20 protein-coding genes are annotated in these 12,780 nt (G+C 29.2%); 15 read left to right on the top strand and 5 right to left on the bottom strand.

The window, feature by feature from the left end; all coding sequences use genetic code 11:
* Both FDK22_RS01285 and FDK22_RS01280 read left to right on the top strand, forming a co-directional pair.
* On the top strand, positions 1–492 hold the full coding sequence (locus FDK22_RS01285; protein WP_138150967.1) for an HIT family protein: 492 nt from the start codon (positions 1–3) through the stop codon (positions 490–492).
* Between the two features lie 69 nt (positions 493–561).
* Positions 562–1,842, top strand: a complete 1,281-nt coding sequence (locus FDK22_RS01280) for a DUF6161 domain-containing protein (RefSeq protein WP_138150965.1) — start codon at positions 562–564, stop codon at positions 1,840–1,842.
* 315 nt (positions 1,843–2,157) lie between these two features.
* On the opposite strand, the gene FDK22_RS01275 is transcribed toward FDK22_RS01280, so the two are convergent.
* On the bottom strand, positions 2,158–2,427 hold the full coding sequence (locus tag FDK22_RS01275; RefSeq protein WP_138150964.1) for a hypothetical protein: 270 nt from the start codon (positions 2,425–2,427) through the stop codon (positions 2,158–2,160).
* Positions 2,428–2,644: 217 nt separating this feature from the next.
* Between FDK22_RS01275 and FDK22_RS01270 the strand changes: the two genes are divergently transcribed.
* Positions 2,645–3,889 carry an NAD(P)/FAD-dependent oxidoreductase gene (locus tag FDK22_RS01270; RefSeq protein WP_138150962.1) on the top strand — a complete coding sequence of 415 codons (1,245 nt, stop codon included), beginning with the start codon at positions 2,645–2,647 and terminating at the stop codon, positions 3,887–3,889.
* Positions 3,890–3,903: 14 nt separating this feature from the next.
* Here FDK22_RS01270 and FDK22_RS01265 read toward each other — a convergent pair whose 3' ends face one another.
* Together FDK22_RS01265 and FDK22_RS01260 are read right to left on the bottom strand one after the other, a co-directional pair.
* Positions 3,904–4,410, bottom strand: a complete 507-nt coding sequence (locus FDK22_RS01265) for a hypothetical protein (RefSeq protein WP_138150960.1) — start codon at positions 4,408–4,410, stop codon at positions 3,904–3,906.
* Between the two features lie 67 nt (positions 4,411–4,477).
* On the bottom strand, positions 4,478–5,122 hold the full coding sequence (locus FDK22_RS01260; RefSeq protein ID WP_138150959.1) for a TetR/AcrR family transcriptional regulator: 645 nt from the start codon (positions 5,120–5,122) through the stop codon (positions 4,478–4,480).
* Positions 5,123–5,231: 109 nt separating this feature from the next.
* On the opposite strand from FDK22_RS01260, the gene FDK22_RS01255 reads away from it, so the two are divergent.
* The gene (locus FDK22_RS01255; protein ID WP_138150957.1) at positions 5,232–5,798 is read left to right on the top strand and encodes a hypothetical protein; all 567 of its coding nucleotides are present in this window, start codon (positions 5,232–5,234) and stop codon (positions 5,796–5,798) included.
* Between the two features lie 67 nt (positions 5,799–5,865).
* Entirely contained in the window at positions 5,866–6,216 is a 351-nt protein-coding gene (locus tag FDK22_RS01250) for a RidA family protein (RefSeq protein WP_138150955.1), read from the top strand.
* Between the two features lie 13 nt (positions 6,217–6,229).
* On the opposite strand, the gene FDK22_RS01245 is transcribed toward FDK22_RS01250, so the two are convergent.
* Both FDK22_RS01245 and FDK22_RS01240 read right to left on the bottom strand, forming a co-directional pair.
* Complete coding sequence (locus FDK22_RS01245) at positions 6,230–7,507, bottom strand: NAD(P)/FAD-dependent oxidoreductase (protein WP_138150953.1); 1,278 nt, start codon at positions 7,505–7,507, stop codon at positions 6,230–6,232.
* A 63-nt stretch (positions 7,508–7,570) separates the two neighbouring features.
* Entirely contained in the window at positions 7,571–7,987 is a 417-nt protein-coding gene (locus FDK22_RS01240) for a hypothetical protein (RefSeq protein WP_138150952.1), read from the bottom strand.
* A gap of 249 nt (positions 7,988–8,236) precedes the next feature.
* Here FDK22_RS01240 and rpsJ point away from each other — a divergent pair, with 249 nt between their 5' ends.
* Genes rpsJ through rpmC form a run of 10 tightly spaced genes read left to right on the top strand, consistent with a single transcriptional unit; the run spans position 8,237 to position 12,780 of the window.
* The gene (gene rpsJ / locus FDK22_RS01235; RefSeq protein WP_044415638.1) at positions 8,237–8,551 is read left to right on the top strand and encodes a 30S ribosomal protein S10; all 315 of its coding nucleotides are present in this window, start codon (positions 8,237–8,239) and stop codon (positions 8,549–8,551) included.
* Between the two features lie 16 nt (positions 8,552–8,567).
* Complete coding sequence (gene rplC, locus FDK22_RS01230) at positions 8,568–9,143, top strand: 50S ribosomal protein L3 (RefSeq protein ID WP_138150951.1); 576 nt, start codon at positions 8,568–8,570, stop codon at positions 9,141–9,143.
* Positions 9,140–9,730 (top strand): 50S ribosomal protein L4, encoded by a 591-nt coding sequence (rplD, locus tag FDK22_RS01225; protein ID WP_138150950.1) that lies wholly within the window; start codon positions 9,140–9,142, stop codon positions 9,728–9,730. Before rplC ends, rplD begins: the two co-directional genes overlap by 4 nt.
* A gap of 1 nt (position 9,731) precedes the next feature.
* On the top strand, positions 9,732–10,013 hold the full coding sequence (locus FDK22_RS01220) for a 50S ribosomal protein L23 (protein WP_138150949.1): 282 nt from the start codon (positions 9,732–9,734) through the stop codon (positions 10,011–10,013).
* An 11-nt stretch (positions 10,014–10,024) separates the two neighbouring features.
* On the top strand, positions 10,025–10,852 hold the full coding sequence (gene rplB, locus FDK22_RS01215) for a 50S ribosomal protein L2 (protein ID WP_138150948.1): 828 nt from the start codon (positions 10,025–10,027) through the stop codon (positions 10,850–10,852).
* Between the two features lie 9 nt (positions 10,853–10,861).
* Entirely contained in the window at positions 10,862–11,137 is a 276-nt protein-coding gene (rpsS, locus tag FDK22_RS01210) for a 30S ribosomal protein S19 (protein WP_138150947.1), read from the top strand.
* 2 nt (positions 11,138–11,139) lie between these two features.
* Positions 11,140–11,472: a 50S ribosomal protein L22 gene (gene rplV / locus FDK22_RS01205; RefSeq protein ID WP_138150946.1), complete on the top strand. Its 333-nt coding sequence runs from the start codon at positions 11,140–11,142 to the stop codon at positions 11,470–11,472.
* On the top strand, positions 11,472–12,173 hold the full coding sequence (gene rpsC / locus FDK22_RS01200) for a 30S ribosomal protein S3 (protein WP_138150945.1): 702 nt from the start codon (positions 11,472–11,474) through the stop codon (positions 12,171–12,173). Before rplV ends, rpsC begins: the two co-directional genes overlap by 1 nt.
* Positions 12,174–12,176: 3 nt before the next feature.
* Positions 12,177–12,602, top strand: coding sequence for a 50S ribosomal protein L16 (gene rplP, locus FDK22_RS01195; RefSeq protein WP_138150944.1), 426 nt, complete (start codon positions 12,177–12,179; stop codon positions 12,600–12,602).
* Positions 12,589–12,780 carry a 50S ribosomal protein L29 gene (gene rpmC / locus FDK22_RS01190; protein WP_138151683.1) on the top strand — a complete coding sequence of 64 codons (192 nt, stop codon included), beginning with the start codon at positions 12,589–12,591 and terminating at the stop codon, positions 12,778–12,780. Before rplP ends, rpmC begins: the two co-directional genes overlap by 14 nt.

The raw sequence follows: 12,780 nt of genomic DNA, 5'->3' as shown, positions 1-12,780 counted from the left end.
ATGGATAGACTTTATGCTCCTTGGAGATTTGAATACGTAACAGAGGAAAAAATCGAAGGTTGCATATTTTGTCACATACATAAAAATGTTGATAAAGATGAAAAACTTGGGGTTTTATTTCGAGATAAAAACTGTTATGTAGTGATGAATAAATATCCATATTCTCCTGGGCATATGATGATAATACCTAATTTTCATACTGATAAAATTGAAGATTTAGATGAGCAAACATGGATTGATATGTCTATTAGAGTTAGACAAGCTACAAAGATGCTTAAAGAGGTTTTAAATGCACAAGGTGTCAATATAGGAATGAATCTTAGTAAAGCTGCTGGAGCAGGAATTGCTGAACATGTTCATTATCATGTACTACCAAGATGGCTAGGTGATACAAACTTTATCTCATCTATTGGAAATACAAGAGTATATCCAGTTGACTTTGATAAAATATTTTTAAATCTTAAAGAAGAAGCTTCTAAGTATTTTGTTTAAAAAGTTATTCTTTTGTAGACATTAATAACTATTTAGATAATATATTATTAAATCTAGATAGGGAAAAACATGCAATATCCAAAACTTATTGAATCATTAAATAATGTAAAAGTTAAGTTATCTAATCACTTAATAATTAATTTATTATTAAAGCACGTTGGTGACATAGAATTAATTAATAAATATATTAGTTATATAGATTATTTACTTAATAAGGCAAAAGCTGGAAAAATAGAGCAGGATAAAGTAAATGATTTAGATTTATTATTGAGTAGAATATTATCATATTTACAATCAGAAAATACAATAATTAAAGCAAAAATATATATTGTAGATGAAATTAATAAATTATTTAATTTTTATCCAGTAACAATTGATATCTCAAGAGATGAATTTTCTTTGAGATATGATAAATTAATTAATTTATTAAATTTACCAGCACAAGAATCAAATCTTATCCTAGAAACAAAAGTTAAAAATAAAGTTTTTAAAGTATTTAAGAATAGAAATGAATCATTAGTTTTTATAAGCGGAGAAGAAAAAACAGATATGTCTGTATCAAAAGATAGTTTGATGCAAGTTGCATTTGAAGATAAAGAACCAACATATAAATCTTATGAGCCATTAATTATTGAGAAATTAATTGATAATACAATATTTAATGAAATAAAAGATAATAGTTTTATTGATAACCTAAAAAATTCTACTACTGAAGGGCAACGACTTAAAAAACTTGAAGAAAATGGAGATATACTTTTTAGTCAAATTAAACAGTTGGAACTGAAATTAGATAAAGTAAATAATATTGATGAAATTTATGAAAAAGCAAAAGTTGCAGAAGAAAATTTTAAAAATACAGAAGAAAGTATTTTAAGTAAAATAGAAACAAATACTTCAAAAAGTTTTTGGGAAAATCAAGTAAAGTTTTTTGATGAAAAATATAAATGGTATTTGTGGACGACAATCATTACAACTGTAATCTTCGTTATTTTATTAGCTATTTATAAATATGCATATTTAAGTTCAATAATTAATACAAAAAGCTCAGATTTAGGAATAAAAGAAATTATAGCTTATGGATTTATTATTTTATTAATTTCTTTAGCAATTTGGATAATACGAATTTTTATGAAAATTGCTTTAAGTAGTTATCATCTGTCAATTGATGCAAAAGAAAGAGTTACAATGATTAATACATATATTGCATTAATGCAAGAAGGAAATGCTATTAATGAAAATGATAAACGTATTATGATAGAAAGTATATTTAGGCAAACTAACAATGGAATAATTAAAGATGAGAACAGTGTAACGGTTACAGACGTAATTTCTTCTTTAAAAAGTAAATAAAACATTGGGTTTTAAAATGTAAGGAGTTGGGGAATAATGTGCTAAGATTAGAAAAGTCCAGACTTTGTTGAATCCGGAAGTTTTCTAATTATTTCCGAAAAAGACCGAGGACTGTTTGATTGGATAAAAGGTACCAAATGTACCTTTAGGAAGGAGTTCCGCAGGTCAGGAAAAAATTAGCAAACTGTAGGGTAGCTCTGCCTTCAACAATTCGTCTGGTTGTTTTTTGCCATACTTTTTTCAACAAAAAAGTATGAAAGCGTACTCACCTCGTTAGTACAAAATATAAAAGAGGAGTATATAACTCCTCAGAATTTACTCATGGGAATGACTTTCTTTAATCAATCCCTGAATTTTTTCATAAATTTCTTTAGCTTGTTCATCATCAATTTTACCTTCATTTACAGCATAAATAATATTTTGTAACTCCACAAGAAAAGACTCCATATCTCTTACTTCTTCCATATTTTCTTCAGTTTGTTCTTTTTTTTCAATAATCGTATGTAAATCTTCTAAATACGCTTCTACTTCTGGTATCATCATATTTTCTACAACTTCTAATAAATCTTTTTTAATCTGTGTCATAATTTTATATATCCTTATATTTTTTATATTATATCTTATCAATCCCCTTATTTATATTTTTTTATAGCCTTAAAATATAAAAATATAATTTTTTGATTCAAGTAAAATATTTTATTTAAAATAAACATTAACTATATAAACTATATACAATTATTCTACCAATTTACAAAAAAATTTAGTATATTATTCTTTGGGAAAAGTATTAGAAGGATAATATATGAAAAGAGACATAATTATTATTGGTGGTGGTATTGTTGGTTTAACTTGTGCTTATTTTTTAAATAAAGCAGGAAGAGAAGTTACTATTATAGATGAGGGGAATATTACTAATTCCACATCATTTGGAAACGCTGGCTTACTTTCAGCTTTTGATAAATCTCCATTAAGTTATCCTGGTGTTGTAACAAATACTTTAAAATTGATGCTTAAAAATCAATCCCCTGCCATAGTCCATCCCACTACAGATTTAAATGTGTATAAATGGTTATTAAAATTTATAATAAATGCAAATGAAAAAAGAACAAATAAAACAATGATGTTGTTTGAAAAATATGGTGAGATTTCAAATAGACTTTATAAAAAAATGCAAAAAGATGATAACTTAGATTTTGATTTTCATCATGATGGGATGTTATCTATTTTCACAGAAGAAAAAACATATCAAGAAAAATTAAAAAAATACAATTTTGTAGATGAAAAGAGATTTAAGGTTTTAGATAAAGAAGAGATAAATGAATATTTGCCAAGTGGAACAGATAAGATTAAAGGTGGAATTTTATTTAAAAGAAATGCGAGATTTGATCCTAAAAGGGCAATGTCCGAATTAAAAAGACATTTAGAACAAGCGGGTGTAGAGTTTATATTAAATGAGAAAATTGATAATATCAGTTTCAAAGATAGTAAAGTTAGTTATATCCACTCTAAAAATGGTGAATTTTATGAAGCAGAACATTTTATTATGTCAACTGGATATCAAACTCTTTTAGCTGATATCAGAAAAAAACCATTAATGATGACACCTGCCAAAGGTTATAGTATAACTTTTAATATGCCAGAAGAGTTAAAACCCAAAGTATCAACTTTATTTAATGACTTATTTATCGTTATGACTCCAAGACGGGATAATGTAAGATTAACCTCTAAACTTGAAATAGGTAGTGAAAATCCAAATGTTGTTAAAAAGCAAATAGAAAGTATCAAGAAAAATTTTTTTGAATATAATAAAGAATTTGAGATGATTAATGAAGAGTTTTGGAGTGGATTTAGACCTTTAACACCAAACGATATTCCACTTATTGGAAGAGATGATGAGATTAAAAACTTAACATATGCCATGGGATTAGGATGGCTTGGTATGACATTTGCACCAGCTGTTGGAAAAATCATTACAGAATTAATAGTTAAAGATAAATCAAATGCTAAATCTGATGATATATTATTGTTTTCTGGATTTTATCAGTAAGTAAAAGATTTAAATTAGTATTTTAAATTTTGAGTATAAGCTTGTAATTGTTCGTTTATTTTTGGTGTTTGTGTTTCTTTATTTACAATATCCATTATAGAAGCATATGCTGATAATTCAATCTCTCCAGTACCTTGGTTGTTTCCTTTTAAGGATTCAATCAAGCTTGAAGTTAAATCTGTAATATTTTGATTATTTTGTTCATCTACAGAAAAGTTTTGAGGTTTAACACTTAGCTCTTCTAAAGTATTTGTAAAATCTTCATTTGAAATTTTACCTTCTTTTAAATCATTAAAAGATGAGACTATATTATCTTGTAATTCTTGAAATTCTATACTCTCTTGAGATATAGGATTTATAGCAACAGCAGTTGCAGGTAATTCTAAACCACTTACTCTGTTTGTAGTTAGTGATTCTTCATTGGAAGCATTATTAACAATAGCAATGTTATCAGCAGAAATCTCAGATATATCAAATGGATCATAAGCTGAATAGATTGGATCTACAGGTGCAATTTGCATAATTACCTCCATTTTTTGATTTAATTATAGCATAATCAGTCAAAAAAAAGAAATAATACTAATAATACTATTCAATTACATTTAATAGATTTTTACCCTTTGTTGTCAGATAAGGGTAAATCATAAATTCAAAAAAAACCTCTTTTGCTTCTTTAATTGATTCTTTTGTAACATCTCCAGTTGTTGAAGCAAATACTTGCCAATAGGAAGTAATAAACCAATGAAGTCTTGCTCTTTTTTCTAAATGTTGTTTTATTGAAGAAACTAAAATATTTTCATTTACAAAAAACTCTAAAATATCTTGAATTTGTAATATCCTTTTTTGTTGATTTTTTACAAATAGTTCTTTTAAGCTGGGGTTTAATGCCATAATAACCATCGAATCTCTTAATAAAAAACGATATTCATAAAAAAGTTCACCCATCTTGTCAAAATTTAATTGTAGTTGTTTAATAGGATTTGATGAGATTCTTATCATTTCAAAACTTTTTTGAGAAGAGTATATTTGTGATAAATCAATATATAAAGATAAGATAATCTCTTCTTTGTTTTTAAAGTGATAGTAAAGATTTCCCGGAGAAATAGCTGCTGCTTTTGCTATATGGTTTGTACTTATACTTAAAGTGTCATTTTCATTAAACAATTTTAATGCAGTATTTTTTATTTTGTCAATTGTTGATATCTTTTTTTTTTCCATAGTGTATTTTATCATATTAGAGCTTTTACTTTAAAAATTAGAGTGATTACTCTAATTTTAAGTTTAAATATTTTATACTGACAATATACATTTAATCATTATAAAAGATTACAAAGGAGTTTTAATGTCAGAGCCAAAGCCAGGAGCAGGATTACCTTTCTGTGAGAGGAGTTTTATAAAATATATTGGTGTACCATTTGCTAGAGTTTTTTTATCTTGGGATAGTTCTTTAAAATTGCTTCAAAAAGAATCACTTAAAATTAAAGAGTTAATAAAAGATATTCCTCAAGATAAACTTCAAGAGAGGGTAAAAATAGATAGAGTATTTGGTATTGAAGATCATAGTTGTAATTATTCTATAAATATGACATTAGAGCATTTATCAATTGTCATTACAGCAATGGTTTTTTTAATTGATTCTTTGTCAAAAGAGAATGTGATAGAAAAAGAGGTAAAAATAGAAGAGGTAAAACCAAGTCAAAATGGAAAGGATGAAGATAAAAAGTTTTTTCTAAGTGTGCAAAAATATGTATCATTTATTGAAAAACATCCAAAAAATATATCTAAAGCAACTAAATCACACCCTTGGTTTATTGAATTTAACAATAAAGATTGGGCAACATTTTGTTTTATTCATACAGCAGTTCATAGAAGACAAATTGAAGCTATTATAAAAAAACTCTATTTTTAGATTTTTAAAATATTTTCTTTTGTTTATGATGTTATACTTTTATTTATAATTTAGATAAAGGATTAGTATGATTACTAGAAAAATTGTAAATGAAAAAATGAGTAGAATAGTTGAACATAATGGTACAATTTATCTAGCAGGTATTGTTTCGGATGACAAAGAATTAGATATAAAAGTTCAAGCTAAAAGAGCTTTAGAAATAGTTGATGAAAGATTAAAAGAAGCAGGTAGTGATAAACATCACATTTTAAGAACAGAAATTTTTTTAAAAGATATTTATAGGGATTTTAATGATTTCAATGATATTTGGAAAGTATGGATTCCCCAAGATGATAAACCAGCAAGGTCATGTGTTCAAGCAAATATGGCAAGCCATAATACTTTAGTAGAATTGGTTATAACCGCAGCAAAGATTTAAATAAGAGTTTAAATTAACTCTTATTTAAAATATCATTAGCAGCTCTAATCCCAGATGACCAAGCAGCAGTAATACCCCTTGATGTTCCCGCTCCATCACCTATTATATAGTATCCCTCTTTTACACAAAAATTTTTATTTATAAATTGAGGTCTATTTGAGTAGGTTTTTATCTCAGGATAATAAAGTATTGTAGATGGGTGTAAAACACCTGGAACAATTGAATCAAGTTTTTTAAGCGCACTCCAAATATCCCTTAGTATTTTTGCAGGCATACTAAGAGATAAATCTCCTGCAACTGCATTTGATAAACTAGGTTTAAAATCATATAAATCATTGTTAAATGTTTCTTTTTTACTTCTTTGACCTAATCTAAAATCACCAACTCTTTGCATAATAACAGAACCACCCGAAAGTTGCATAACCATTTCCCCTAAGATTTTTCCAAACTGTTGACCACTTACAACTGGTTCAGTTAGTCTTATAGTTTTAAGCATTGCAAAGTTTACAAGTTTATTTGGTTTTTTATCCTTTGACATAGAGTGACCATTTACAGAGTAATACCCTTTATATTTTTCTCTAACTATATGAGCACACCCTGAGTTTGTACAAAATGTTCTAACCTTATTTGGAAATAAAATTTTAGGGTCATAATACTCTTTTACTATTGGATAATTTTCCTCTTTTAATTCAACTCTTATTCCAATATCTACAATATTATCTTTGTATTCAACACCAATTCTATCCATTTGTTCTTGCATCCAGTCATAATCAGCTCTCCCTGGACCAAGAATGATATTATCAAAGGTAATAATCTCTCCAGTAGCAAGAGTTAACTCTTTTTTATTTTCATCTAATTGTTCAACTTGAGTTTCTAAAGCAACACTTACACCAAGAACTTTTAATTTATCAATTAAAGAGTTAATTAATTCTGATGATTTATCAGTTCCTACATGGGCTTGGTCTATTGCTAAAATATCAACATCAAGTTTTTTAGCTCTTTGGATATATTTTTCAATATCAAGCCTAGTTTCCATTTTGGGATTTAGATGTTGTTTTACCTCTTCAAGTAGTTCATCGGCTTCTTCTTTTTCCCAATGTTCAAAGGGAAAACCAACAGGGTAGGTATAGTTCTGTTTACAATCATTACGTAAACCACCAGAGCTTATTTTTTTCTTTTCTATTAAAAGAATAGATTGATTAGAGTTTTCAGCTAGTTTAAATGCAGCTCCTAGTCCAGATGGTCCAGAACCTACAATTATTGAGTTATAGTGTATATTAAAATTTTCCATAAAACTATTATAACGAAAATTGATTACTATAAAGAATCAATTTATATATAAATAAAATACAGACTAAAATACAAAAGATACGTCAATTATACTTATATGGTAAATTTGAACTTTTACTCCAGAAGAATCTAATATAAAGTATTTGATAATTAAATCATTTGGATTTTCCAACTCACTGTTTTTATTTACAAAATTAATATATTTATCCCTATCAATAATAGAATATACAAATTGAGCTTTTTTCTTAAACTCTTCATTATTAATATATAAATCAAAAACCTCTTTTTGTGTAACTTCATCATATTTATCTATAAAATTTGTTTTATATAACTCTTCTACCAAATCAGTTTTTTTGAATTCATTACTATTATATAAATAGTATTCATCATCTAATATCTCTTTTAATCCTTCAGATATCTCAAAATAGTTATATTTTTTGTAACCATTGTCATCTTCTATTAAATGTGTTTTTTGAATCACATTGTCTCCTTTTTAAAAATATAACTTTATATAAATTGTCATAAAAATAGGGTTAAACTTTCATATTGCTTAAAAGATATCACAATTAATACTTATTGTCCTTTTAAAAAGGATAAAAATATTCTAAAATATTCATAGAAATACCATAACTCTTGACATTTAACAAAGATTAAGTTATAATCCGCGTCCACTAAAAGTGGTTAGAGTACTTTTTTCGGTACATCTAACGAGTTCTTTAAAGGAAAAAACATGGAAAAAATTAGATTAAAGCTTAAAGCTTATGATCATAGAGTTTTAGACAGAAGTGTTGCTTCAATCGTTGAAGCTGTTAAAAGAACTGGTGCTGAGTTGAGAGGTCCAATACCTTTACCAACAAAGATCAGAAAATATACAGTTCTTAAAGGTCCTCACGTAAACAAAGACGCTAGAGAGCAATTTGAAATTAGAGTTCACACAAGAATGATTGATATCATTGCTGCAACTCCAGACACAGTTGATTCTCTTATGAAGCTAGACTTAGCTCCAGAAGTTGATGTTGAAGTTAGATCAATGGGTCAAGAATAAGAAGAAAGGGTAATAAATGGAATTTATCGTAGAAAAAATCGGTATGAGTAGAACTGTTTCAGTTCCTGCAACACCAGTTACACTTTTAAAAGTTCTTGATACTAAAGTATGTGACGTTAATGAGGGTGTAGCACTTGTTTCGTATGCTTCAGGGAAGAAATTCAATAAAGCAATCGAAGGTCAACAAAAAAAATTCGGATTAAGCAAAGAGTTTAATAGATTTGCAACATTAAATGTAGCAAATACTGAAGCTGGTGATTTAGATGTATCTGTATTAGCTGAAGCTAAAGTTTTAAAAACAACTTTTAAAACTAAAGGTAGAGGTTTTTCAGGTGGAGTTAAAAGATGGAACTTCGCTGGTGGTAGAGCATCACACGGACACAGAATGGGTAGAAGAGTTGGTTCTATCGGTAACTGTGAATGGCCAGGTAGAGTTATGCCAGGTAAAAAAATGCCAGGACAATACGGAAATACAAATGTAACTGTTAAAAATGAAGTTGTTTCATTTGACGCAGAAACAGGTATATTAGTTGTAAAAGGTTCAGTTTCTGGATCAAATGGTAGATTAGGAAAAGTAAGGATTGCTAAATGAGTAACGCAGTAGCAGTAAACACAAATGAGTTACCAGAGTCTTTTAAAGACATTAACTCACACAATTTATATCTTTATGTTAAATCTTACTTAGCTGCTCAAAGAGCAAACACTGCTAGAGTTAAGAATAGATCTGAAGTAAGCGGTGGTGGTAAAAAACCTAAAGCTCAAAAAGGTTCTGGTGGAGCTAGATGGGGTTCTAAAAGATCACCATTATTCGTTGGTGGGGGTCAAGTATTTGGACCTACAAAAAGAAACTACAACCAAAAGATCAACAAAAAGCAAAAAGCTTTAGCATTAAAATATGCTATTAACGCTCAAGCTGACAATGGTTCTTTATTTGTTGCTGATTCAATCAAAGTTGAATCTGGTAAAACTAAAGATGCGGTTTCAATCATTAGTGCATTAAATGCAAGAGATACATTAGTAATTGTTAATACAATTGATGAAAAAACATACTTAGCGTTCAGAAACGTTAAAAACTGTTACATGATTGAAAGACAAGAAGTAAATGCTTATGTAGTTGCAGCATACCATTCAGTACTTGTTGAAAAAGAAGTACTTGAATCATTAACAAAAGAGGCGTAAGATGGCAGATATTACAGATATTAAAGCAATATTATACACAGAAAAGACAATCGAGCTTCAAGAAAACGGTGTAATCGTTGTTCAAACTAGTCCTAGAATGACTAAAAACGGTTTAAAAGAAGTATTTAAAGAGTATTTTGGTGTTACTCCATTAAAAATCAACTCTTTAAGACAAGATGGTAAAGTTAAAAGATTTAGAGGAAGACCTGGAAAAAGACCAGACTTCAAAAAATTCTATGTTACATTACCAGAAGACGCAGAAATTGCGAACTTATCAGCGTAAGGAGATTATAGATGGCAATTAAAAAATTTAGACCAATAACTCCTGCAAGAAGATTCATGTCTGTTATGGATACTTCTGATATTACTTCTAAGCCAACAGTTAGATCTTTATTAAAAAGAATTAGCGCAAAAGCTGGTAGAAATAATAACGGTAGAATTACTTCAAGACACAAAGAAGCAGGTGCTAAAAAATTATATAGAATTATTGACTTCAAAAGAAATAAATTTGGTGTTGAAGGAACAGTAGCTACTATTGAGTACGATCCATACAGAAACTGTAGAATTTGTTTAGTAAACTACTTAGATGGTGATAAAAGATATATCTTACAACCATCAGGATTAAAAGTTGGAGATAAAGTTCAAGCAGCTGAATCTGGATTAGATATTATCCCAGGTAACGCAATGACTTTAAAAGCAATTCCAGTTGGTACAATGGTTCACAATGTTGAGCTTAAACCTGGAAAAGGTGGACAATTAGTAAGATCTGCTGGTGCATATGCACAAATTATGGGTAGAGAAGACAAATATGTTATTTTAAGATTACCATCAGGTGAGATGAGAAAAATCTTAGGTGTTTGTATTGCAACTATTGGTGTTGTTGGAAACGAAGATTTCTCAAACATGGTAATTGGTAAAGCTGGTAGAACTAGACACCTTGGTATTAGACCACAAACTAGAGGTTCTGCGATGAACCCAATTGATCACCCTCATGGTGGTGGTGAAGGTAAAACTAACTCAGGAAGACATCCAGTTACTCCTTGGGGTATGCCAACTAAAGGTTATAAAACTAGAAAGAAAAAAGCTAGTGATAAATTAATCATTTCAAGAAGAAAGAAGTAAGGGTTTAAGATGGCAAGATCAATAAAAAAAGGTCCATTTGTAGACGCACACTTAATGAAAAAAGTTATCAAAGCTAATGAAGCTAACGATAAAAAACCAATTAAAACTTGGTCAAGAAGATCAATGGTTTTACCTGATATGATTGGTTTAACATTTAATGTGCATAACGGAAGAAACTTTGTACCAGTACTAGTTACTGAAAACCACGTTGGTTACAAATTAGGTGAATTTGCTCCAACTAGAACATTCAAGGGTCATAAAGGCTCTGTACAGAAGAAGGCGTAATAATGGGTAAAGCTATATTAAGATTTATTAGAGTTTCTCCAACAAAAGCAAGATTAATTGCAAGAGAAGTTCAAGGTATGAATGCTGAGTATGCTATTGCATCTTTAGAGTTCACTCCTAACAAAGCTGCTGGTATTATTTCAAAAGTTATTGCTTCTGCTGTAGCAAATGCTGGTTTAGAGCCAGAAGAAGCGGTAATTACATCTGCTAGAGTAGATAAAGGTCCAGTTTTAAAAAGATTCACTCCAAGAGCAAGAGGTAGTGCATCACCAAAACATAAACCAACTGCACACATTATGATTGAAGTAGCGGCTGCTGAAAAAGGAGATAAGTAATGGGTCAAAAAGTTAATCCAATAGGTTTAAGATTAGGTATCAACAGAAACTGGGAATCAAGATGGTTTCCTAAATTCTCTAATATGCCTGCAAACGTTGCTGAAGATGACAAAATCAGAAAGTATGTTAAAAAAGAATTATACTATGCTGGTATTGCTCAAACAATCGTAGAAAGAACTGCTAAGAAAGTTAGAGTTACTGTTGTTGCAGCTAGACCTGGTATCATCATTGGTAAAAAAGGTGCAGATGTTGAAAAATTAAAAAACAATCTTTCTGCATTAGTTGGTAAAGAAATCGCAGTTAACATTAAAGAAGAGAGAAAGCCACAACTTTCTGGTCAATTAGCTGCTGAAAACGTTGCACAACAACTAGAAAGAAGAGTTGCATTTAGAAGAGCTATGAAAAGAGTTATGCAAAATGCAATTAAATCTGGTGCTAAGGGTATCAAAGTTTCTGTTTCTGGTAGACTTGGTGGAGCTGAAATGGCTAGAACTGAGTGGTATTTAGAGGGTAGAGTTCCTTTACATACACTAAGAGCAAGAATTGATTATGGTTTCGCTGAAGCACATACAACTTATGGTTGTATTGGTATTAAAGTTTGGATTTTCAAAGGTGAAGTACTTGCTAAAGGTATCCCTGCAGAAAAACCAGAATCTTCAAAACCACAAAAAAGAAGACCAAGTAAAAGAAGAGGTAAATAAATTATGTTAATGCCTAAAAGAACAAAATACAGAAAGCAAATGAAGGGAAGAAATAGAGGTAAATCTATGAGAGCTAACTCTCTTGCTTATGGTGAGTTTGGAATCAAAGCAGTTGAACATGGAAGAATCGATTCAAGACAAATTGAAGCTGCCAGAATTGCAATGACAAGAGCTATCAAAAGACAAGGTAAAGTTTGGATTATGGTATTCCCTCATAAACCTTTAACTAAAAGACCACTAGAAGTGAGAATGGGTAAAGGTAAAGGTCCAATCGATAAGTGGGTAATGAATATCAAGCCAGGTAGAGTATGTTTCGAAATGGCTGGTGTTTCTGAAGAATTAGCTAAAGGAGCATTAACTTTAGCTCAACATAAATTACCATTCAAAACTAAAATTGTAAGTAGAGAAAGTGAAAATGATTTATTCTGATTTAAATGAAAAAAGCTTACAAGAGCTAAACGAGTTATTAAAAGAGAAAAAGGTGCTTCTTTTTGAATTAAAAGCTAAGCTAAAAACTATGCAGTTAACAAATACTTCTGAATTAAGAGCGGCAAAAAAAGATATCGCTAGAATTCAAACAGCAATTACTGCAGCTAAAGCTAAGTAA

The sequence above is a fragment of the Arcobacter arenosus genome, assembly GCF_005771535.1.
In the GTDB taxonomy this organism is placed as follows: Bacteria; Campylobacterota; Campylobacteria; order Campylobacterales; family Arcobacteraceae; genus Halarcobacter; species Halarcobacter arenosus.
The sequence above is the reverse complement of the archived record's forward strand: the minus strand, read 5'-3'. Positions and strand labels throughout refer to the sequence as shown.

What these genes read in the sequence shown, in the direction of transcription:
- FDK22_RS01275 (WP_138150964.1), bottom strand. Translation starts at nt 2,427, where the DNA reads ATGACACAGATTAAAAAAGATTTATTAGAAGTTGTAGAAAATATGATG.
- rplD (WP_138150950.1), top strand. Translation starts at nt 9,140, where the DNA reads ATGAGTAACGCAGTAGCAGTAAACACAAATGAGTTACCAGAGTCTTTT.
- FDK22_RS01250 (WP_138150955.1), top strand. Translation starts at nt 5,866, where the DNA reads ATGATTACTAGAAAAATTGTAAATGAAAAAATGAGTAGAATAGTTGAA.
- FDK22_RS01255 (WP_138150957.1), top strand. Translation starts at nt 5,232, where the DNA reads ATGTCAGAGCCAAAGCCAGGAGCAGGATTACCTTTCTGTGAGAGGAGT.
- FDK22_RS01270 (WP_138150962.1), top strand. Translation starts at nt 2,645, where the DNA reads ATGAAAAGAGACATAATTATTATTGGTGGTGGTATTGTTGGTTTAACT.
- rplP (WP_138150944.1), top strand. Translation starts at nt 12,177, where the DNA reads ATGTTAATGCCTAAAAGAACAAAATACAGAAAGCAAATGAAGGGAAGA.
- FDK22_RS01280 (WP_138150965.1), top strand. Translation starts at nt 562, where the DNA reads ATGCAATATCCAAAACTTATTGAATCATTAAATAATGTAAAAGTTAAG.
- FDK22_RS01260 (WP_138150959.1), bottom strand. Translation starts at nt 5,122, where the DNA reads ATGATAAAATACACTATGGAAAAAAAAAAGATATCAACAATTGACAAA.
- rplV (WP_138150946.1), top strand. Translation starts at nt 11,140, where the DNA reads ATGGGTAAAGCTATATTAAGATTTATTAGAGTTTCTCCAACAAAAGCA.
- rplB (WP_138150948.1), top strand. Translation starts at nt 10,025, where the DNA reads ATGGCAATTAAAAAATTTAGACCAATAACTCCTGCAAGAAGATTCATG.
- rpsS (WP_138150947.1), top strand. Translation starts at nt 10,862, where the DNA reads ATGGCAAGATCAATAAAAAAAGGTCCATTTGTAGACGCACACTTAATG.
- FDK22_RS01265 (WP_138150960.1), bottom strand. Translation starts at nt 4,410, where the DNA reads ATGCAAATTGCACCTGTAGATCCAATCTATTCAGCTTATGATCCATTT.
- rpsJ (WP_044415638.1), top strand. Translation starts at nt 8,237, where the DNA reads ATGGAAAAAATTAGATTAAAGCTTAAAGCTTATGATCATAGAGTTTTA.
- FDK22_RS01285 (WP_138150967.1), top strand. Translation starts at nt 1, where the DNA reads ATGGATAGACTTTATGCTCCTTGGAGATTTGAATACGTAACAGAGGAA.
- rpmC (WP_138151683.1), top strand. Translation starts at nt 12,589, where the DNA reads ATGATTTATTCTGATTTAAATGAAAAAAGCTTACAAGAGCTAAACGAG.
- rpsC (WP_138150945.1), top strand. Translation starts at nt 11,472, where the DNA reads ATGGGTCAAAAAGTTAATCCAATAGGTTTAAGATTAGGTATCAACAGA.
- FDK22_RS01245 (WP_138150953.1), bottom strand. Translation starts at nt 7,507, where the DNA reads ATGGAAAATTTTAATATACACTATAACTCAATAATTGTAGGTTCTGGA.
- rplC (WP_138150951.1), top strand. Translation starts at nt 8,568, where the DNA reads ATGGAATTTATCGTAGAAAAAATCGGTATGAGTAGAACTGTTTCAGTT.
- FDK22_RS01220 (WP_138150949.1), top strand. Translation starts at nt 9,732, where the DNA reads ATGGCAGATATTACAGATATTAAAGCAATATTATACACAGAAAAGACA.